This window comes from Nitrospirota bacterium, assembly GCA_023229435.1.
GTDB lineage: Bacteria > Nitrospirota > UBA9217 > UBA9217 > UBA9217 > JALNZF01.
Genome location: JALNZF010000042.1, coordinates 1 through 19,273, shown reverse-complemented (window position 1 = coordinate 19,273; position 19,273 = coordinate 1). Strand labels below are relative to the sequence as shown.

19 protein-coding genes are annotated in these 19,273 nt (G+C 53.7%); 4 read left to right on the top strand and 15 right to left on the bottom strand.

Going from position 1 to position 19,273, the window contains the following annotated elements; genetic code table 11:
- Positions 1-230: 230 nt before the first annotated feature.
- Positions 231-767 (bottom strand): HNH endonuclease, encoded by a 537-nt coding sequence (locus tag M0R70_16125; protein ID MCK9420885.1) that lies wholly within the window; start codon positions 765-767, stop codon positions 231-233.
- Between the two features lie 141 nt (positions 768-908).
- Between M0R70_16125 and M0R70_16120 the strand changes: the two genes are divergently transcribed.
- On the top strand, positions 909-1,790 hold the full coding sequence (locus tag M0R70_16120; protein ID MCK9420884.1) for a hypothetical protein: 882 nt from the start codon (positions 909-911) through the stop codon (positions 1,788-1,790).
- A gap of 272 nt (positions 1,791-2,062) precedes the next feature.
- Here the strand turns inward: M0R70_16120 and M0R70_16115 are convergent, their stop codons facing one another.
- Positions 2,063-3,196, bottom strand: a complete 1,134-nt coding sequence (locus M0R70_16115) for a DUF362 domain-containing protein (GenBank protein MCK9420883.1) — start codon at positions 3,194-3,196, stop codon at positions 2,063-2,065.
- A 310-nt stretch (positions 3,197-3,506) separates the two neighbouring features.
- Between M0R70_16115 and M0R70_16110 the strand changes: the two genes are divergently transcribed.
- The gene (locus tag M0R70_16110) at positions 3,507-4,265 is read left to right on the top strand and encodes a glycosyltransferase family 2 protein (protein MCK9420882.1); all 759 of its coding nucleotides are present in this window, start codon (positions 3,507-3,509) and stop codon (positions 4,263-4,265) included.
- A gap of 47 nt (positions 4,266-4,312) precedes the next feature.
- Here M0R70_16110 and M0R70_16105 read toward each other — a convergent pair whose 3' ends face one another.
- Positions 4,313-5,104 (bottom strand): inositol monophosphatase, encoded by a 792-nt coding sequence (locus M0R70_16105; protein ID MCK9420881.1) that lies wholly within the window; start codon positions 5,102-5,104, stop codon positions 4,313-4,315.
- A gap of 93 nt (positions 5,105-5,197) precedes the next feature.
- Here M0R70_16105 and M0R70_16100 point away from each other — a divergent pair, with 93 nt between their 5' ends.
- Positions 5,198-5,452 (top strand): helix-turn-helix transcriptional regulator, encoded by a 255-nt coding sequence (locus M0R70_16100; GenBank protein ID MCK9420880.1) that lies wholly within the window; start codon positions 5,198-5,200, stop codon positions 5,450-5,452.
- A gap of 21 nt (positions 5,453-5,473) precedes the next feature.
- On the opposite strand, the gene M0R70_16095 is transcribed toward M0R70_16100, so the two are convergent.
- The 9 genes from M0R70_16095 to M0R70_16055 form a co-directional block, all read right to left on the bottom strand.
- Positions 5,474-6,310, bottom strand: coding sequence for a NapC/NirT family cytochrome c (locus M0R70_16095; protein MCK9420879.1), 837 nt, complete (start codon positions 6,308-6,310; stop codon positions 5,474-5,476).
- A 78-nt stretch (positions 6,311-6,388) separates the two neighbouring features.
- Positions 6,389-7,402, bottom strand: a complete 1,014-nt coding sequence (locus tag M0R70_16090; protein MCK9420878.1) for an aspartate-semialdehyde dehydrogenase — start codon at positions 7,400-7,402, stop codon at positions 6,389-6,391.
- Positions 7,403-7,591: 189 nt separating this feature from the next.
- Positions 7,592-8,734 (bottom strand): aspartate-semialdehyde dehydrogenase, encoded by a 1,143-nt coding sequence (gene asd / locus M0R70_16085; protein MCK9420877.1) that lies wholly within the window; start codon positions 8,732-8,734, stop codon positions 7,592-7,594.
- A gap of 64 nt (positions 8,735-8,798) precedes the next feature.
- The gene (locus tag M0R70_16080; GenBank protein MCK9420876.1) at positions 8,799-9,875 is read right to left on the bottom strand and encodes a 3-isopropylmalate dehydrogenase; all 1,077 of its coding nucleotides are present in this window, start codon (positions 9,873-9,875) and stop codon (positions 8,799-8,801) included.
- Between the two features lie 339 nt (positions 9,876-10,214).
- Positions 10,215-10,712, bottom strand: coding sequence for a 3-isopropylmalate dehydratase small subunit (leuD, locus tag M0R70_16075; protein ID MCK9420875.1), 498 nt, complete (start codon positions 10,710-10,712; stop codon positions 10,215-10,217).
- A 209-nt stretch (positions 10,713-10,921) separates the two neighbouring features.
- Positions 10,922-12,184 (bottom strand): 3-isopropylmalate dehydratase large subunit, encoded by a 1,263-nt coding sequence (gene leuC, locus M0R70_16070; GenBank protein MCK9420874.1) that lies wholly within the window; start codon positions 12,182-12,184, stop codon positions 10,922-10,924.
- Positions 12,185-12,302: 118 nt separating this feature from the next.
- Positions 12,303-12,644 (bottom strand): type II toxin-antitoxin system PemK/MazF family toxin, encoded by a 342-nt coding sequence (locus tag M0R70_16065; GenBank protein MCK9420873.1) that lies wholly within the window; start codon positions 12,642-12,644, stop codon positions 12,303-12,305.
- Positions 12,641-12,880 carry a hypothetical protein gene (locus M0R70_16060; protein ID MCK9420872.1) on the bottom strand — a complete coding sequence of 80 codons (240 nt, stop codon included), beginning with the start codon at positions 12,878-12,880 and terminating at the stop codon, positions 12,641-12,643. Before M0R70_16060 ends, M0R70_16065 begins: the two co-directional genes overlap by 4 nt.
- Positions 12,881-13,364: 484 nt before the next feature.
- Complete coding sequence (locus M0R70_16055; protein ID MCK9420871.1) at positions 13,365-13,922, bottom strand: hypothetical protein; 558 nt, start codon at positions 13,920-13,922, stop codon at positions 13,365-13,367.
- 248 nt (positions 13,923-14,170) lie between these two features.
- Between M0R70_16055 and M0R70_16050 the strand changes: the two genes are divergently transcribed.
- Positions 14,171-14,515, top strand: a complete 345-nt coding sequence (locus M0R70_16050; GenBank protein MCK9420870.1) for a hypothetical protein — start codon at positions 14,171-14,173, stop codon at positions 14,513-14,515.
- Positions 14,516-14,610: 95 nt separating this feature from the next.
- Here the strand turns inward: M0R70_16050 and M0R70_16045 are convergent, their stop codons facing one another.
- The 3 genes from M0R70_16045 to katG all read right to left on the bottom strand — a co-directional run bounded on the left by M0R70_16045 (position 14,611) and on the right by katG (position 18,803).
- Complete coding sequence (locus M0R70_16045; protein ID MCK9420869.1) at positions 14,611-14,898, bottom strand: hypothetical protein; 288 nt, start codon at positions 14,896-14,898, stop codon at positions 14,611-14,613.
- 502 nt (positions 14,899-15,400) lie between these two features.
- Positions 15,401-16,354: a hypothetical protein gene (locus M0R70_16040; protein ID MCK9420868.1), complete on the bottom strand. Its 954-nt coding sequence runs from the start codon at positions 16,352-16,354 to the stop codon at positions 15,401-15,403.
- A gap of 253 nt (positions 16,355-16,607) precedes the next feature.
- Positions 16,608-18,803, bottom strand: a complete 2,196-nt coding sequence (gene katG / locus M0R70_16035) for a catalase/peroxidase HPI (protein ID MCK9420867.1) — start codon at positions 18,801-18,803, stop codon at positions 16,608-16,610.
- Positions 18,804-19,273: the final 470 nt, after the last annotated feature.

Here is a 19,273-nt window from a genome sequence, read left to right as displayed (position 1 = left end):
TTGTTTTTCTGCATGCTCAATTCATATCATATTTTCCTCATCCATTACAAGCTAAAAACCCTTACGTAGAGCGGGTTCTGTGAGCTTTCAAGCTCATTTTTACCCACTCGGTAAGGACAAGACCCTATCATTTAAGGAGTCTGCTGCGAAAGCGGACGGAGCACCATAAGCGGGATACGAATAACAAGCGCGGAGGATGGGGAGCGCGGCATCCGGTCATGCGCACTGCGTCAACCATCCCTGGTCAGTTCAACATTCCAGTAGAGATAATCGCGCCAGCTGAGCGGCGCGTTCTTGATCCCGAGCGTGAGCGTGACCACCGGCATCCACTTGGGCTTTACGGGCGGTTTGATCAGCCTCATGCCGGCCTCGCGCGGTGTCCTGCCTCCCTTTCTGTTGTTGCAGGATAGGCAGGCGGTCACGATGTTCTCCCACGTGGCCGCTCCACCCTGCACCTGCGGGATGACATGGTCAAAGGTAAGGTCTTCCGCCGGATATTTTGCTCCGCAGTACTGACAGAAGTATTTATCGCGTTGGTAAATGTTGGCCCGGGAAAATCGCACTTCGCGGCTCGCTCGCCTGATCTTGACGAGCTTGAGCAAACGGAGGATCGAGGGAAGCCTGAAGGTGAGGGAAACACCCCGGATATCCCGGTCATAGGAGTCAATCACCTCCACCTTGCCCTGAGTGAGCAGGGTGATCGCCCTCTGCCAGGAAATGATCTTTAACGGCTCAAATGTTGCGTTCAGAAGCAGCGTCCGTTCCATTGCTACCCTCGGTGAATGCCGGCACTTCTTGAAATCGATGTCCCGGATGAACCGAAAATACAAAAACATGCTGGTTGCGTTATAAAAATACATAAAATCGCGCCATTTGTCAATAGGGTTGAAACCCGTTATAATGGGTGCATGACCGAAGCCGAGGAGATAAGAAAAGAGCGCGCAACGGCCGCGGGTGAAGAAGATATCGCCAGGTATCTCCATGATCCTTCGCCCAGGGTCATCCGGGCTTTGCTCGAAAACAGGCGCCTGTCCGAGGAAGACGTCCTTATCCTCGTGAAAAGAAAGAACCTGCCTTCAGACATCCTCAAAACGATCTTTAAGGACAAACGCTGGACCGAGAGTTATCCGGTAAGACTATCCCTTGCCAGGAATCCCCGGTCACCGCTCTCGGTCTCGCTCTCCATAGCCCGTTACCTCCGGATCTTTGACCTTGAGGAGATAACGCGCAGCCATTTTATTCCCCTTGTCTTCAGGCACAAGGTCGAGATGATCATCACCGAGCGTATCCTCTCCATGCCGCTCGGGAACAAAAAGACTCTCGCCAAGAAGTCCGCGGGCGGCGTCCTGCTTAAATTGCTTCTCGACGCCGACGCGGAGGTCGTGAAGCTCTGTCTCAACAATCCCCATATCACCGAGGGGCATCTCTTTCAAGTCATCAGTCGCAAAGACACGCGCGCAGAGACGATCCTGATGATCGCGGGACACCCGAACTGGTCAAGCCGCTCACTGATACGGTTCTCCCTGACCCGCAATGCGCATACTCCCCTCTCATGCTCGGTAGGGTTTCTTTCGGAAATGAAGATCATGGACCTGCGGGAGCTCTATGCCGACCCGTCTGTTCCCGTGACCATCAAACCGTTCATCCACCGGGAACTCAGGGGACGCGGAGAAGAACCAGGGCAGGCCCGGGAAGACCGCTTCTTTGAAATCGATGACGAAGAACTGGCGGAGATCGAAGCGGAGGGAGCGATGCCGGAGATTGTTGATGAGGTAGAACGGGAAGAGTGATGGGGCAGGCTCCGGACGCAGGGTAAAATCAAGGCATGTAAGTATGATGATCTCGTAAGAAGTCAATTGTTCACACGGAGGCACAAAGATCACCAAGAAATGCCGTTAATTATATTGATGTTCCCCCTCTGTGGCTTCGTGGCTTTGTGTGAGACAAGACTTTTTACGAGTGCATCAAGTAATGTTTTTAGCCCGGAACATTTTTTGAGCTCTTCTCTGCAAACTCTGCGCCTTTGCGAGATACTATCTTGTTGTGCTTTAGATTTAAATGACTACTTCACTATTTTAAGCGCCCATCCCCTGCCCACCGTGATCGCGCCCTGGGGGCAGAACTCCTGACAGCAGAAGCAGCGAATGCAATCCCGGTAGCGTATCTCAAGCTTTGCCTGCCCGCATTCGATCGCTTTCTGGGGGCAGTGGTGTTGGCAGATGCCGCACTGGATGCATAAGCGGTTGTCGATCACCGGCTTTGAGGTAAAGGCGTTCTTCAGCGAGCGGCGCGCCCATTCCGGAAGCTTCCATTCAAGGTGCGCCTGCGGCGGGAGACGAAAATGCCTGATCTTCACGTCTGACAACGATTCGCCCAGAATACTGATGCGATCAGGCCGCGTCTCTCCAAGACCTGATGCCGCGGCCGCTCTGATGAGAGGAAGCCTTTCAGGCGCCACACCCAGCACTCTGCTGGAAACCACGTCCACCGCAACCGGATCCTGACCCGCGATCACCACGCCGATCCGGCGCGGGTCCCCGCTGCCGGGGCCGTTCCCCTCCATGCCGATGACCGCGTCCATGATCGTGAGCCGCGGCTTGAGCAGGGCGCAGAGTTCGTTCAGCATAATCGCAAACAGCTCGTGGTTCACACCGGTATTGAAGTGCCACTGGACCTTGCGTTTGCCGGGCACGCACCCGAAAAGGTTCTTGACCGCTCCGGTCAACGTTGTCATGCCATGGGTCTTGAGCTTCGGCAGATTGATGATCGCATCGGCCTCGTATGCCGCCCGGGCGATCTCGAAGCGCTGGAACCTTCCCAAATTTTTTACCACCACCGGATCGTCCAGTTCCACCAGCGCAGCGCCTTCCTCCTGAACCACGTCAAGGATGCCGGCCTTCTCGCAGACTTTCCGGAGGTCACCGATTCCAGGACTGTCGCCGACCATGGGTTCGCCACCCGCTTCACGCACAAGTCTGATTACGGCCCGCACGACCTCGGGATGGGTGGTCACGGCCGCTTCCGGCGGCCTCGCCTTCAGCAGGTTCGGCTTGATGAGCACCCGCTCGCCGGGTTTCACGAACGAGCGCATCCCCCCCAGCAGGTCAACGGCTTGCTGTATCGCGGAGAACGTCCCTTCTCGGTTGTAATCAGCGCACCGTATGATTGAGACAGCGGATAATGTTTTGTTGTTCATAAGAATCATCTCAGTAAATGTGCTGGAACCACGGGACCCGACTTCGTCGCAACACACAGTCTGAACAGGGTTCAATGCCGGTCACTGAAGAATCTAACTCAACTAACCTCCTGAAGATATCATCCAAGACAATGAACATGGAATAATGAGCATTTATTATACACCATGCAGAATTAAATGTTATGCAACCGCATAACTATAATGATCTTAACGGGATGCGTCAATCTGTTTTTTGTCGGCTTGACACTGCAGGAAATATCGTGATAAAGTGCACAAAAGGATCCAATTACTTGTTCATTCAGGAGAAGCGATGATTCACGGGAAAAAACTGATAGTCGTTATGCCTGCCTATAATGCCGAAAAGACCCTTCGTCAGACCTATTCGGAATTGCCTCATGAGTATGTTGATAACGTGATCCTGGTCGATGATGCTTCAAATGACAGAACAGCCCTTGTAGCGCGGGAATTAGGCATTACGACCATCATTCATTCGGAAAACAAAGGGTATGGGGCAAACCAGAAAACCTGCTATAAGGAGGCACTGCGGCTGGGCGCGGACATCGTCGTGATGGTCCATCCCGATTACCAGTATTCACCCCGTCTGGTGACCGCAATGGCTTCCATGATCACCTCCGGTCATTATGACGTCGTCCTCGCCTCGCGAATACTCGGGGGAAAAGCCCGGAAAGGCGGCATGCCGCTCTACAAATACATCTCCAACAGGTTTCTTACTCTTTTTGAGAACATCATGCTCGGCGTCAAATTGTCCGAATACCATACGGGATTTCGTGCTTTCCATCGCACGGTCCTCGAGTCCCTTCCCCTCGAAGAAAACTCCGATGATTTCATCTTCGATAACGAGATGATCGCTCAGGCGGTTTTTTTCGGCTATGAGATCGGAGAGATAAGCTGTCCCACAAGATACTTTGATGATGCGTCTTCGATTAATTTTTCGAGGTCTGTTCTGTACGGTCTCGGAGTGCTTTTGACATCGATCAAATTTGCGCTCCAGCAGACAGGCGCGCTGTCATCGCGCATCTTCAAGTCCGGCACGAAGAAGCATCTATGAATCATCGTTCAGGCGTTCGGTGAACTTAGTCAAGAATGATAACACGTCTATCGCCCCTTCCTGCTTCCCGCCTTTCGCAGTATCTCGATCAGGTGCCCGTGTATCTTGCCGTTACTCGCAAGGACCTCGTCATCATAGACGCTGAATTTCGTTCCCGAGAGATCCGATACCCTGCCTCCCGCCTCGCGCACAATGAGGCTCCCTGCCGCGACGTCCCAGGGTTTGAGCTTGAGCTCCCAGAACCCGTCAAACCTTCCGGCCGCCACGGAGCAGAGATCAAGGGCAGCAGAGCCATCGCGGCGCACCTCCTGTGAGGCCATGAGGAGATCGTGGAAGTTATCCATGTTGTTCTTTTCACTCACCTTGCGGTCGTAGGGGAAGCCCGTGGCAAGAAGACTTCTTATGAGCGTATCGATGCCGGAGACCTTGATCGGCTGCCCGTTTAAAAATGAACCCTTTCCCTTTTGTGCCGTGAACAGTTCGTCCCGCATGGGATCATAGACGACGCCGAGGACGATCTCACCCGCGTGTTCGAGCGCGATCGAAACGGAAAAGCAGGGATAGCCGTGCGCATAGTTCGTGGTGCCGTCAAGAGGGTCGATGATCCAGGTAAAACCGGAATTACTCAGAATCCTGGTCTCTTCTTCTGCGATGATACCGTGACCGGGGAAGGATGCGAGCAGCGTCTCGACCACCGCCCGTTCAGATCTCATATCCATCTCGGTTACCAGGTTGATATCGCCCTTTAAGGTGATCTCGCGCATTCCCTGTATATTGTCTTTTAAGATGCCGCCGGCCTTGAGCGCCGCGTCGCCGGCAACTGTTAGCATGTCCTTCATCCGTCCCCCGGAACCATTGTTTCAAAATAAAACGAAATTTTTTTTCAACTTTTTATTGACATAAGACTGAAAGCGAGTTATATATCTTGCATTATGATGACTCTCGCGGATAAACTCAAAAAACTGAGGAAGAAGAACAAACTATCGATGAGCCAGGTAGCGCGTATTTCGGAACTCGCGCCGGACCATCGGGGCGGGATCACCCAGGGTTATCTCTCCCGCCTGGAATCCGGCAAAGAGAACAACCCGAGCCTGATGAAGCTCATGACCCTGTGCACTATTTACAACGTTGAGCCCAACGATTTGCTCGTAAAAGGCAGCCTGAAAAAACCTCGAAAAACCCGATAGATAATCAATTCGCGGAAATTCCTACCGTACACTCCATTTATGCGGCTTATGACATTTCATGCAGCTCTTGCCTGATTGATGGATTCGTTTGAGTGTCAGGACCTCAGGGGTATGGCAGCGCAGACAATCGTCGTCGTTCGGCTTAATGCGGGCATGCGGCTTGTGGCACTCGTAGCACTTCAGCCGGGCCATCGGGACCTGGTCCGGGAAGGTCGTCTTTGACGATTTCCGGTGACAGGTCAAACACCAGTCCCGGTTAGGGTTGAAGACTTCCTTTTTCTTAGGCGAGAAGGCATGGCACCTGAGGCAGGAAATCTCCTCCATTCCCACCCCGTGAATATTCCAATCCTTGTGACAGCGAAGACAGGCCTCCGTATCGGGCCTGAAGGAATGCACCTTCCGGCTGTGACATTCCTTACAAACAAGCTTCTCCATAAAGACGTGCCGTGCGTGTCCCGTTGATTTGTTCACGGTCAGCGATCCCTGGGCAGCATTGTCCCAGTGACACTTCGTGCACGTCTTCCACGGCGTCTCGTTGCCATGCGGTTCATTCGTTTTCCGGCCTGTCGTAAAAACGAATTTGATCAGCAACGCGTTCTGCTCCATCATGCCGAGCTGGTGGCATCCCTGACACACGATGTTCCGATGACCCGAGAGCTTCCAGGATGTGTACGCCTCTTCCATGAGATGGCAGCTGCTGCAGAAATCGGGGTCTTTCTGGATAAAGTTGTAGTACCGGACCGCAAGCACGATACCCAGAACCGAGATGATGAGCATAAGGGAAACAATAACGACCTTTTCCCGAGGGCTGAGGCCCTTTTCAAGCTTGTCGATTACCTTTGAAATTAGTTTATACATAGATAATTCAGGAAACAGAGGACAGAGAACAGTCGAAATCCCGGCTGCGGTTGCAGCCTGTTTTCTCTCTTCTCAGCATTACTGTATTATGTGCTCCGCGATCTGCACCGCGTTCAGCGCCGCGCCCTTGCGCAGGTTGTCGGACACAATCCACATATTGATGCCGTTCTGGATGGACTCATCTTCCCTGATCCTGCCCACGTAGATCTCGTCCTTGCCTGCCACATCGATCGCCAGCGGATAGAGGTTTTTCTTCGGGTCATCGTACACGATAATACCCGGGGCGCCTGAAAGGATGGCCCTTACTTCATTGGCCGAAATGTTCTTTTCCGTCTCGATGTTCACGGACTCGGAGTGGCAGCGGAAGACCGGTACCCGGACCGTTGTAGCGGTCACCCGAAGTGAATCGTCTTCCATGATCTTCCTCGTTTCGTTCACCATCTTCATTTCTTCCCTGGTGTAACCGTTGTCGAGGAAAGCATCGATATGCGGGAAACAATTGAACGCGATCTGGTGTGGATAGACCTTCTTCTCGATATCTCTGAAGTTCAGGAGCGCCACGGTCTGGCTCGCCAGCTCGTCAATAGCATCCTTGCCCGTTCCCGAAACAGACTGAAATGTCGTGACCACGACACGCTTGATCTTCACGGCGTCATGGATCGGCTTCAAAACCACGACCATGCCGATCGTGGAGCAGTTCGGGTTCGCGATGATGCCGCTATGCCCGGCAATGGCATGGGCGTTCACCTCCGGTACCACGAGAGGGACCTTCGGGTCCATGCGGAACGCGCTCGAGTTGTCGATCACCACGGCGCCGTACTTTACCGCTGTTGGAGCGAACTCGAGGCTGCGCTCGGCACCTGCCGAAAAGAGCGCGATGTCCACACCTTTGAACGCATCCCTGGTCAATTTCTGGACTACCAGCCTCTTGCCGTTAAACTCGACCCTCTCGCCCTCGGAACGCTCCGAGGCGAGAGGAATGAGCTCGGCAACAGGGAACTTGCGTTCCTCAAGGATCTCGATCATTTCCCGGCCAACGGCGCCGGTCGCGCCGGCAACGGCAACTACATATTTAGCTTTTTTCTTGAGCATTTCCACCTATAATAATTACCACGGAGACACGGAGGCACTGAGAACTATCTTTCAACACTGATTTATGTATGATTTGTACTGAGAATTTTTTTATACTTTGAAAATCAGGAGCTTTAATCAGTGAAAATCCGTGTCACATTCATTAATTTCTCCGTGTCTCTGTGCCTCCGTGGTCAGCGTTGTTTTCTACTATTTTTCCACCACGATCCGAAGCATGCGCCGAAGCGGTTCCGCCGCGCCCCAAAGAAGCTGATCTCCGCAGGTGAAGGCGTTCAGGAACGTCGGGCCCATATTCATCTTGCGTAATCGTCCGATCGGCACGGTGAGCGTGCCGGTAATCGCCGCCGGGGTCAGCTCGCGGATGGTTATCTCACGATTATTGGGTACCACTTTGACCCATTTGTTGTGTTTGGCGATCATGTCCGTGATCTCGGCAAGAGGGACATCCCTGGTCATTTTAATCGTCAACGCCTGGCTGTGGCAGCGCATCGCGCCCACGCGCACGCAGGTGCCGTCGATGGGGATCGGGTTGCCTTCGCGGCCCAGGATCTTGTTCGTCTCGGCCTGGCCCTTCCACTCTTCCTTGCTCTGTCCATTGTCAAGCTGCTTGTCGATCCAGGGGATAACCGAGCCGGCAAGCGGCACGCCAAAGAACTCCTTCGGATACGCATTGGAACGAATGTGGTCGGACACCGTGCGATCGATCTCGAGGATAGCGCCGGACGGATCGTCCAGCAATGCCTTCACCGTGCCGTGGATGGAACCCATCTGCTTCAGCAACTCGCGCATGTTGTTCGCGCCGGCGCCCGAGGCGGCCTGGTAGGTCATGGCGCTCATCCATTCGACCAGTCCACGCTCATACAACCCGCCCAATGCCATGAGCATGAGCGACACCGTGCAGTTTCCGCCGATGTAGTTCTTGATCCCCTTGGCCATGCCGTTCTTGATAACGTTCAGGTTGACCGGGTCGAGAATGATGATGGCGTCCTTTTCCATTCGAAGCGCGGATGCCGCGTCGATCCAGTAACCCTTCCAGCCTCCGCCCCGCAGTTTCGGATATATCTCATTGGTGTAGTCTCCGCCCTGGCACGAAACGATGACATCCATCGCCTTTAGATCATCGATGCTCTTCGCATCCTTGAGCGCCGGAACGTCCTTGTTGCCGACGCCCCGAAGGAAGTCCCCCTGGGGGATTTTCGGCCCCTTGCCGCCAACGTTCGAGGTCGTGAAGAACACCGGGTCGACGAGGTCAAAATCCTTTTCCTCGTTCATGCGGCCCATGAGCACCGAGCCAACCATCCCGCGCCAACCGATAAATCCGACTCTCATCATTGTTTTACTCCTGCGTAGTTATGATATTTTACTCCGAACTCCGCACTCCGAACTCAAAACTGCCTTAGACCATCCCCGCCACCATATCCCCCACTTCCGTGGTTGAGTAGCCCATCTTTCCTGCGGCCTGGCTCTTCATTTTTTTCATGACCGCGATCATCGCCGATTCGATCGCCTGTGATGACTTTGCTTCTCCGAGTGAATCGAGCATCATCATTGCTGCGCCGATGGCCGCCATGGGATTGATCGCGTTCTGACCGGCATACTTCGGCGCACTGCCGCCCATGGGCTCGAACATGGAAACGCCTTCGGGATTGATGTTCCCGCCGGACGCGACGCCGAGCCCGCCCTGGATCATTGCGCCGAGGTCGGTGATGATGTCGCCGAACAGGTTCTCCGTGACCGCCACATCGAACCACTCCGGATTTTTCACGAACCACATGTTCGCCGCATCGACGTGGTTATAGTCGCGCTTGAGCTCCGGATACTGCTTTGCGCCCATCTCCTCAAAAGCCCGGTACCAAAGGTCGCCGCAGTGGGTAAGCACGTTCCGCTTGTGAATTAGTGTGATCGGCTTTGCAGCATACTTCGGGTTCTGCGCGTTCCGTTTCCTCTTCAGTTCAAAGGCATACTTCAGACAGCGGTCCACGGTGCGTCGGTCGTACACCATCAACTGTGTGGCGATCTCCTCTGATGTGCCCACGCGCGTTGCACCGCCATGGCCTGTATAGATCCCGCCCGTGTTCTCGCGGATAACGATGAAATCGATGTCTTCGGGACCCTTGTCCTTGAGCGGCGTCTCCACATTCGGATAGAGTTTTACCGGCCTGAGGTTAATGTACTGGTCCAGGGCAAAGCGTATCTTGAGCAATATTCCCGCCTCGAGGATGCCGGGTTTTACATCAGGATGCCCGATGGCACCGAGGAACATTGAGTCGAACTTTTTGAACTCGGCGATCGCGCTGTCCGGAAGCGTTTCCCCGGTCTTTAAATATCGCGCAGCACCGAAATCGAACGTGGTGAACTCCAGCTTGAACCCGCCCTTTGCCGAAGCGGCATTGACTACTTTTACTGCTTCTTTAACGACCTCGGGTCCGGTTCCATCACCGGGGATCAATGCGATCTTATAGGTCTTAGCCATCAGAGTATATTCCCTTTCCCAAAAGCCGTCGTTGCGAGCGACCAAAGGGAGCGCGGCAATCTCGTTCTAAACCGGAGATTGCTTCGTCACTACGCTCCTCGCAATGACTGCATTAATTACGTCAGATTATCTTTTCCTCGCACTGCAGTTATTCGTCCGCATCTCGGCACATTTGTCGTCACCCGGAATAAAATCCAGTCCGCAAGATAGCTGTGAAAGTCTGTTCGATGAGGATGAGGAATATGATGAATCGAGGTTCTTATTGAAATACACGCATGTTTCACAAGAGAGCCTCGAATGCGGCTGGAGCGCCTTCATTATTTTGAAACACGCTGTCATCTACAGCCCGGCCTTTTTCTTCGTATATGCCATCAGCCCGCCGGCCGCGATGAGTTCCTGCATAAAGGGCGGCACCGGCGCGACCGTGAAGGTTTTATTCGAAGTAAGATTGCGGACCACGCCCGCATCCGCATCCACCTCGATGTGGTCACCCTCTTTGATGCCCTCAACAGCCTCAACGCTCTCGAAGATCGGCAGCCCCATATTGAAGCAGTTCCGGTAAAAGATCCGCGCGAAGCTCTTTGCCACGACGCAGGACACACCGGCCTCCTTGATGGCGATCGGCGCATGCTCGCGGGACGACCCGCACCCGAAGTTCTTCTCCGCAACGATGATGTCGCCGCGCCTCATCTTCTTCATGAAGTCGGGGTTCGTCGAGTCTTCCATGCAGTGCTTCGCCAGTTCTCCGGGATCGGAGGTATTGAGATACCGGGCCGGGACGATGGCGTCCGTATCGACGTTCGCGCCGAATTTCCATGCATTGCCTTTAAATTTCATGAGAACCTCATTCTAACCACGGATGAACACCGATAAACACGGATAGTAAAAGCCTCTAAATCATTCAAAGAAGTTTCTTTTTATTCGTGTTGCTTTGAGTCTATTCGCGGTGGAGTTTACTGCTCTTGTTTTCCTCAGCGTCCTCTGCGCCTCTGCGAGACAACTGCTTCGCCGTTCTCCGTGTCTCCGCGCCTCCGTGGTGAAAGCCTTTACTTCAGCTCTTCCGGCCTGCCGATCCTTCCGAGCACCGCCGATGCAGCCGCGATCGCGGGATTGGAAAGATACACCTCGCTCTTGGGGTGCCCCATCCTTCCGACAAAGTTCCGGTTTGTCGTGGCAATCGCCCGTTCGCCCGAGGCGAGTATGCCCATGTGGCCGCCGAGGCATGGACCGCAGGTCGGCGTGCTGAAGGCGGCACCGGCGTCGATGAAGATGTCCACGAGGCCTTCTTTAATGCACTGCTTGTATATCGCCTGAGTGGCCGGGATCACGATCATGCGGACATAAGGGTGCACTTTGTGCCCCTTGATGACCTTTGCGGCTTCGCGCATGTCCTCGATCCTTCCATTCGTACAGGAACCGACCACGGACTGGTCGATGTTGATTGCTGCAAGCTGGCTCACGGGCTTCACATTCTCCGGGAGATGCGGACAGGCGATCTGCGGCTCCATGCCGGTCAGATCGTATTCGCGAACTTCCACATAGACAGCCTTCTTGTCGCTCTTGTAGAACTTATACTTACGCCGGGCACGCTTCGCCACATACTTCTCGGTGATCTCGTCGGGTTCGATGATCCCGTTCTTACCGCCAGCCTCAATGGCCATGTTGCAGATCGTCAAACGACCGTACATCGGGAGTTTTTTGATCACTTCGCCGGTAAACTCCATGGCGCGGTAAAGAGCACCATCCACACCGATGTCGCCGATGGTGCGAAGAATAATGTCCTTTCCTCCGACCCACTTGCCGAGTTTGCCCGTGTAGACGAACTTCATGCTCTCCGGTACCTTAAACCAGGCCTCGCCCGTGATCATGGCCGCTGCAACGTCGGTGCTGCCCACGCCCGTCGAGAACGCGCCCAGGCCGCCATAGGTACAGGTATGGCTGTCCGCGCCGATCACTACGTCACCGGGCACCACGATCCCCTGCTCCGGAAGAAGCGCATGCTCGATACCCATGCGCCCAACCTCGAAGTAGAGCGAGAGGTCGTGCTCGCGCGAGAACTGCCGAAGCATATTGCACTGCTCGGCCGAGGCAATGTCCTTGTTCGGCGCAAAGTGGTCCGGTATGAGCGCAATGCGCGCGGGATCGAACACTTTTTTCGCTCCTGCGGCGCGAAACTCCTTGATCGAGATGGGGGCGGTGATATCGTTCGCCAGCACGAGATCGAGCTTAGCGTTGATCAGTTCGCCTGGTTTGACCTCTTTTTTGCCGCAGTGCGCGGCCAGAATTTTTTCCGTAATGGTCATTGGCATAGTGAGTGACTATACAATATCTTAAAACTCTGTGCAACTTTTTTTTCTGTGGTATTTCAGGGGTGAACAGGGTGAAAGAGCGATGGGGTTTCGTAAAAAACGGTCGCTTACGGGTGTCTTATTCAAGAATAAGAATTCTCAAGCTGGCGAGGAGATGCTTTTTATTCTTGTCCGATATCTCGCCAAGGTGATCGCGAAACCTTTTATTATCGATCGATCTCATCTGATCAACGATAATATCTGAATCTTTGTCCAGTCCGGCCTCGCCCTTTTTGAGATGTATGCGCAGGATCGCCGCCTCGGGGTGTATCTTCGTGGTGATCGGGCAGACAATCGTGCTGGGATGATCTTCATTCAGAAGATTCGTTTGTACAACAACCACCGGGCGAACTTTGCCCGGCTCGGTTCCGAATCGAGGATTGAGGTCGGCGGTATAGACGTTGAATTTGCGCGGCGTCATTTCGTCAGTTTGTCTTCGATCAGTTCCAGTTCCCGCAGCGCCTCAAGCGACGACGCCGAAACCAGGCCAGATTCCTTCTGCAACTGCTTCCGCAAAAGCGTTCTTTTCATAAACCTGTTGTAAAAGCTCAAGGCATCGTTAATGTAGGAATTTCTCGGTTTATGGACCGATGCAATGACTTCCTCGGTTTCTGAAAATATATCATCCTTAAGTTTCAGCGAAAGAGTTTTGGACATGGAGCACCTCCTTTACAAGTATCACCAATAGTATATACCTTTCACCAGTGGCCGTCAAGAGCAACAGATTGCAGAACAATGAATAAAATAAATCAATAAGTCATGATCAGGCTTAACGTTCGCCACGTATTAACGTCCACCATGTTCGCGGGGTTTGGGTAATGATGTAAATCAACGTTTCTTGCATGGTTCCCATGCGAAAATTTAGCCAGGCGACCGAGTCCGAGGGTGAAGCATTTCGGACTGTCTGAGCCCGAAGGGCGAGTTTCCGAAATGTACCGAGGACGACCGAGCATGGCGTAAAGAATTTTCGCCGGGTGCCCTTCTTTGGGTCACCTTTCTTGGGCACGCAAGAAAGGTGACAAGAAGCACATGTGCCATGGGGGAGATACATACGCCCCCGTTTCTCGTCACTTGATAGCTTTTTTCGCTTGACGGTGCCCTTTAAATGGGTGACCCTATTGCCCTGCTATCGCCCTGAAAGCTATTGATCCCGCCCAATCTGCCTCATCTTTGGGAAACGGCGCTCGATGTTCTGCAACAAGGCCAGGGCATCTGCGGGTGAAAATGTGTCTCCGATGCACTCGACGCCAAATAGCGGATTGAACCTTCCTTTGAGTTTGTCGTTGATTACAAACGCGCCCCATGAAGCCGGGAGCCTGGGTTCGTCTTTCTTGAAGAAGAAGTTATTGCCGTGAGACGCTGCATTGCGAAGGTGACGAAAGACCTCAAACGCGGGAGATTGATCGTTATGAGCTTCGGCTACAGAGTAGGCAGTGTTGAGAAGCATGCAGCAAAGCGACTTCATCACTGCATCTGCCGTAAGGTCTCCGGACTCGCACAGTGCGTGAACCTGCCCCAAATCTATGGCCAGGTCGGGCCTGACCTTGCCGCGATACCAGGCGATCTTGTCGGGACCAGGAGAAAGCGGGTTTTCCTTTTCGAAAACGGGCCCCATTCCCATGGTTGCCGCGAGGAATGCCATGACCATTTCGAAGAACGGACTTTCTTGTGTAAAAATGAGTGTGGGTGGCTTATTCATCGTACTCTCTCAGTTCCCGACGTGATGCTAATGGATTTTCATAGTTGAGTGATTATACAGGATTCAGAGATTCAGGTAAACCATAAGCGCGGGCCGGGACAAGTCGGAGGTACAAGTACCCTTATCTCGGTTTAGACACCCTGATGCTTATTAAGTGACCAGACTGCTCGATTTGGTGATATACTCGTCCCATCTTGAATTTATTGGAGGTGAGATATGTTTGATTCAACGAGAGATGGGATGTAAAAATGATGACACCAATAGAAGAAAGAGATAAGGCTTTATCAGTAATTGACCCATTTATGCTCGAAATTTCCCTGGTCTACAGAGAATGCTATTTATCAGAAGGGAAAGGTGCGCTTCTTGTTTATGCCGATTCTGTAATAAATGGCAACATTCCCGCTGAGGGTGATTACACAACTAAAAACGATGTTCTTGAAATAATTGACGGCAGTGACGCTAAAGCCGGCCTGGCTGCGCTTTTAAGCACATACGACCCCCATACTGAAGGGATATTGGTTTTAGTTCCGAGCATTAATAATGCGCCATTTTTTGTTACCGTCAAGTTGAAATCGCGGAGCACAGCAGACTGAGTGCAAGAGGAATGGTCACAACTTGGATGAATGAGCTGATCCTACCGCCCTATAAAGGTATGCACCGTAAGAACCAGCGTCCCCTACGTTGTTCTCTAAGAGGTTCCCAACGACAGTACCAACGTCCCCTTCGTGCGTCCCTTCTTACTTGGTCCTTTTTTTAACTTACCGGCGATAATAATTGCTAAATCTTCGATAGTCGATTCTCGTCTGGCAACAATAGCAGCTTGATCGCTCGTTGACATCTGTTTCAGCTTCTGGATCAACTCACGCGCCTGTTCTATCTGCTCCATGGATTCAGACAGAGATTTATTTTGAATCGACAATTTCGTCCCATCAATTAAAGAATCTATGGCAACCCTTGTCCGTAAGAAATTTTGCATAGTAATACCCTGCCTCCTTTTTAAAGTGTAGTGCTCTTATTGTAAGGCATCTTCCTGATAAAAGCGCTAAAAAAGAGCGAAGACCGGGATTAAAAACCCCCAGAGGTTCCCAATTCGACGACTCCTGCCGCATCAGGGAAAAGCAGAATTGTTGTACGGTTTGACCGGAAGGGCCGTGGAGGCAAATCTATCACGGTTATAGAGGATCTTCGGCCTTCGGTTGAAGACAGTGAAAAACTCCTGAAATGAATAAAGGCGAAACCTGGCACACGTGGAACCGTTAAAAATGGAGGACTGGAAATCCAGGAAGAGCACTAACGGCTTGTTGAAAAAGGTCTCTCTTGCAGTCTAATTCGTCATCCCCGTGAAAACGGGGATCCAGTAACAACCTGATAAGCCTGGATTCCCGCCTGCGCGGGAATGACGGAAATGGGAACAAAAATCTTTTTTCAACAGCCTGCTAAAATATAAGACCTCACCCTGTGATGTTCTAAAGCGCCAACTACTTCTTAATTCCGAACCTGAACTGTTTGTTCACAACCTTTTCCACTATTCCGTTCGCGTTTTGTTTGACAACCTTTTTCTTCGCATTGGACTTTTTTGAAAGCTTTTCCTTTTTCGCTAATTTAGCATCCATCTTCAGCTGTTTTTTGAGGATCTTCCGCACATCAGCCATGCGGGCACTCTCTTCGTCAGGTATTTTTGCCGCCGCAGCGTCATCAGATGATGACGGACCGGCATTTTCCGCACGAGCGACACCAAAAGCAGCGGACAGATCGGTGCCTTCAATTTTCCGGGTACTCCTTTTCGAATCCTTTTGGAGAAGGTCCTCCGCCTTGCTCGATATCACGCCTGCGGCGTGACTGATCAAGTCTCCAGCATCCACACCTCGAAGGGTAAAAAAGAGCATCGGATCTTCGTCGAGCCTGGCGCCGATGCCATAGAGCGTCGCTGCAATGTGCCTGCACATGCTCGCCCAGTCCGGACAGGTACAGGCAAACTCGATCTCCCTGGGTGATGGGAACAATCCCGTCTTTCGCTGCATGAACGTTTCTTCGAGTACCGTGGGGAATTTCCCGGCCAACAATTCTTCGAGGGACTCCAGTTTGCCTTTGCACGCGGAGGCGACCAGGTTCCACGTATTTTTATTCAGCTTCTTTATCGTGATCGTGATCGCATAGGGCTTCGCCCGTGAGCCCTGCACCAAAGCCTTGACCTCGCCCGCGCCGACCTGGAGGTCCAGGACCGCTCCGCTCCGGACATCGCTTCTGCCCCCTCCAATCCGGTTGGTGTACTCAGCGTAGGATTCAAGGTTCTTGTTCCACGCCGTGCCCCACCAGGTGCGCGCAATGACGCCGCCTTCGATGATCACGGGCCGAAGGCCCTGCTTTTTCTCCAACTGAGCCAGTTTTTTTTCGGCCTTGCGGACATATTTCGAAAAACTCCGGACTGCCATGCAAACTCCTTATGCTAATACCGAATAGGGTCAGATCCATACTGTTTACGATAAAGTTATGCACCGTAAGAACCAACGTCCCCCTCGTTGCCATGTCTATCTCAACTACACCTACAATCTTGTAGTGGTGTTGACTGAACTTGGGAAAATGCTTCTGAACGTTACGGTTCAGCGGTGGCGGTATGCCGTCCGCCAGACCGGAGGTTGGCTTACTGTTTTTTCCGCCCCCACCATACAGACCTTTATGCCACGATCAGATAAGGTCGAAGCGGTCCAGGTTCATGACCTTGCTCCAGGCCGCGACGAAGTCACGCACGAACTTCGCACTTGCATCGTCCTGCGCATAGACCTCGGCCAGGGCGCGCAGCTGCGAGTTGGAGCCAAAAACCAGGTCAACACGGGTAGCGGTCCACTTGAGTGCGCCTGTCTTGCGGTCGCGCCCTTCGAACGTGTCCCTGGCATCGGACGCGGGCTTCCACAGGGTGTCCATGTCGAGCACGTTGACGAAGAAGTCGTTGGTCAGCGTCCCGGGCCGTTTCGTGAACACGCCATGCTGCGATTGGCCCGCGTTGGCGCCCAGCACGCGCAGGCCGCCGACAAGCACGGTCATCTCGGGCGCGCCCAGGGTCAGGAGGTGTGCCTTGTCCACCAGCATTTCCTCGGCCGACACGGTGAATGCCTTCTCCTGGTAATTGCGGAAACCGTCGGCCTGCGGCTTCAGCACGGCGAACGATTTCACATCGGTCTGGTCTTGCGAGGCGTCAGTGCGACCCGGCTTGAAGGGCACCTCCACCGCGTGACCGGCAGCCTTGGCCGCCGCTTCAACCGCTGCGCAGCCGGCCAGCACGATGAGGTCGGCAAGGGAGATCTTCTTTCCGCCGGACTGCGCACGGTTGAACGAGCGCTGGACGCCCTCCAGGGTCTTAAGCACCCTGGCCAGCTGCTCGGGCTGGTTCACTTCCCAGTCCTTCTGCGGCGCCAGACGGATGCGGGCGCCGTTGGCTCCGCCGCGCTTGTCCGATCCGCGGAAGGTGGAGGCCGAGGCCCAGGCAGTGGAGACCAGCTCCGCCATTGACAGGCCCGAGGCCAGGACCTTCTTCTTGAGGGAGGCAATGTCCTTTTTATTGATCAGTTTATATTTGGCAGCAGGGAGCGGGTCTTGCCAGATCAGGTTTTCGGCCGGGACCTCAGGGCCGAGGTAGCGGGCCTTGGGACCCATGTCGCGGTGGGTCAGCTTGAACCAGGCGCGGGCGAACGCGTCGGCAAGGGCCCGCGGATCTTTGTGAAACCGGCGCGATATGGGCTCGTAGATCGGGTCGAAGCGCAGCGACAAATCGGCCGTGGTCATCATGGGCCGGTGCTTCTTCGATGGGTCATGGGCGTCGGGGATCATGTCTTCCGGCTTCACGTCCTTGGCATGCCATTGATGAGCGCCGGCCGGACTCTTGGACAGCTCCCACTCGTAGCCGAAGAGCATGTCGAAGTACCCGTTATCCCATTTCGTGGGGTTGGGTTTCCATGCGCCCTCGATGCCGCTGGTGGTGGTGTGCACGCCCTTGCCGGTGCCGAACCGGTTGATCCAGCCCAGGCCCATTTCTTCCAGAGGGGCGGCCTCAGGCTCGGGGCCCACCAGTTTTGGGTCGCCCGCGCCGTGCGCCTTGCCGAAGGTGTGGCCGCCGGCGGTGAGGGCCACGGTTTCCTCGTCGTTCATGCCCATGCGGCCAAAGGTCTCACGCACATCGCGGCCCGAAGCCACGGGGTCGGGGTTGCCGTTGGGGCCTTCGGGGTTCACATAGATCAGGCCCATTTGCACGGCAGCCAGCGGGTTCTCAAGCTTGCGGTCGCCGCTGTAGCGCTTGTCGCCCATCCACTTGTCCTCGGAACCCCAGTAGATGTCTTCCTCGGGCTGCCAGATGTCCACGCGGCCGCCGCCGAAACCGAAGGTCTTGAAGCCCATGGACTCCAGCGCCACGTTGCCGGTTAGAATAATCAGGTCGGCCCATGAGATCTTTTTGCCGTATTTCCTTTTGATCGGCCAGAGCAGGCGGCGCGCCTTGTCCAGGTTGCCATTGTCGGGCCAACTGTTGACCGGCGCAAATCGCTGGTTGCCGGTGCCTCCGCCGCCGCGTCCGTCACCGGTGCGGTAGGTGCCGGCGCTGTGCCAGGCCATGCGGATGAAGAGCCCCCCGTAGTGACCGTAATCGGCGGGCCACCAGTCCTGCGAATTGGTCATCAGCGCGGACAGGTCCTTCTTCAAGGCGGCCAGATCAAGCTTCTTGAATTCCTTGGCGTAGTTGAAACGGGGGCCCATCGGGTTGGACTTGGAGGAATGCTGGTGCAGGATATCGAGCTTCAACTGGTTCGGCCACCAGTCGCGGTTCGATGTGCCTCTGCCGGAAGTGGTTCTACCGGATTTGCCCGTTACCGGGCACTTGCTTTCTTCGCTCATCTTCGTTCTCCTTTTTTTTGTGAAGGAAGGCAAACCAGATATCTAAACGGGCCAGTATTGAACTTATTGAGAAAAATAACAGATTTCAGATTGCGTAGAAATATTATATCAAATTATATATGCTATCAGATACGATAATTCAATATTGCCCCGCACGACATCGCGAAATACTGAATGAGTAACGGGGATAGGTTGGGGGGGTCGAAATTTGGATTATTTATATTAACAAATACAAAGTGTTAATATAAGACCCGATAGTATCAAGTTTTTATCGTTGCGCACATCTCTAGCGGTGTGATGCCGTGATAAATACAAGGAGAAAGACGGTGCCCTTTAAATGGGTGACCCTGATATGGTTGACAGTTGTCAAGGAGAAAACAGTTTCCCCGCCCCTCCATGCAAAAGGGATGATATCAGTTATTGCTCCAGGGCATAACCAGAGACGGGACCTATCGGCGACGATTGATCAC

Excerpts from the sequence above, each read along its gene's own strand:
- M0R70_16115 (MCK9420883.1), bottom strand. The coding sequence starts at position 3,196 with ATGAACAACAAAACATTATCCGCTGTCTCAATCATACGGTGCGCTGAT.
- M0R70_16055 (MCK9420871.1), bottom strand. The coding sequence starts at position 13,922 with ATGAATAAGCCACCCACACTCATTTTTACACAAGAAAGTCCGTTCTTC.
- leuD (MCK9420875.1), bottom strand. The coding sequence starts at position 10,712 with ATGAAATTTAAAGGCAATGCATGGAAATTCGGCGCGAACGTCGATACG.
- M0R70_16105 (MCK9420881.1), bottom strand. The coding sequence starts at position 5,104 with ATGAAGGACATGCTAACAGTTGCCGGCGACGCGGCGCTCAAGGCCGGC.
- M0R70_16100 (MCK9420880.1), top strand. The coding sequence starts at position 5,198 with ATGATGACTCTCGCGGATAAACTCAAAAAACTGAGGAAGAAGAACAAA.
- M0R70_16040 (MCK9420868.1), bottom strand. The coding sequence starts at position 16,354 with ATGGCAGTCCGGAGTTTTTCGAAATATGTCCGCAAGGCCGAAAAAAAA.
- M0R70_16110 (MCK9420882.1), top strand. The coding sequence starts at position 3,507 with ATGATTCACGGGAAAAAACTGATAGTCGTTATGCCTGCCTATAATGCC.
- M0R70_16095 (MCK9420879.1), bottom strand. The coding sequence starts at position 6,310 with ATGTATAAACTAATTTCAAAGGTAATCGACAAGCTTGAAAAGGGCCTC.
- M0R70_16065 (MCK9420873.1), bottom strand. The coding sequence starts at position 12,644 with ATGACGCCGCGCAAATTCAACGTCTATACCGCCGACCTCAATCCTCGA.
- leuC (MCK9420874.1), bottom strand. The coding sequence starts at position 12,184 with ATGCCAATGACCATTACGGAAAAAATTCTGGCCGCGCACTGCGGCAAA.
- M0R70_16045 (MCK9420869.1), bottom strand. The coding sequence starts at position 14,898 with ATGCAAAATTTCTTACGGACAAGGGTTGCCATAGATTCTTTAATTGAT.
- katG (MCK9420867.1), bottom strand. The coding sequence starts at position 18,803 with ATGAGCGAAGAAAGCAAGTGCCCGGTAACGGGCAAATCCGGTAGAACC.
- M0R70_16050 (MCK9420870.1), top strand. The coding sequence starts at position 14,171 with ATGATGACACCAATAGAAGAAAGAGATAAGGCTTTATCAGTAATTGAC.
- M0R70_16090 (MCK9420878.1), bottom strand. The coding sequence starts at position 7,402 with ATGCTCAAGAAAAAAGCTAAATATGTAGTTGCCGTTGCCGGCGCGACC.
- asd (MCK9420877.1), bottom strand. The coding sequence starts at position 8,734 with ATGATGAGAGTCGGATTTATCGGTTGGCGCGGGATGGTTGGCTCGGTG.
- M0R70_16060 (MCK9420872.1), bottom strand. The coding sequence starts at position 12,880 with ATGTCCAAAACTCTTTCGCTGAAACTTAAGGATGATATATTTTCAGAA.
- M0R70_16125 (MCK9420885.1), bottom strand. The coding sequence starts at position 767 with ATGGAACGGACGCTGCTTCTGAACGCAACATTTGAGCCGTTAAAGATC.
- M0R70_16120 (MCK9420884.1), top strand. The coding sequence starts at position 909 with ATGACCGAAGCCGAGGAGATAAGAAAAGAGCGCGCAACGGCCGCGGGT.
- M0R70_16080 (MCK9420876.1), bottom strand. The coding sequence starts at position 9,875 with ATGGCTAAGACCTATAAGATCGCATTGATCCCCGGTGATGGAACCGGA.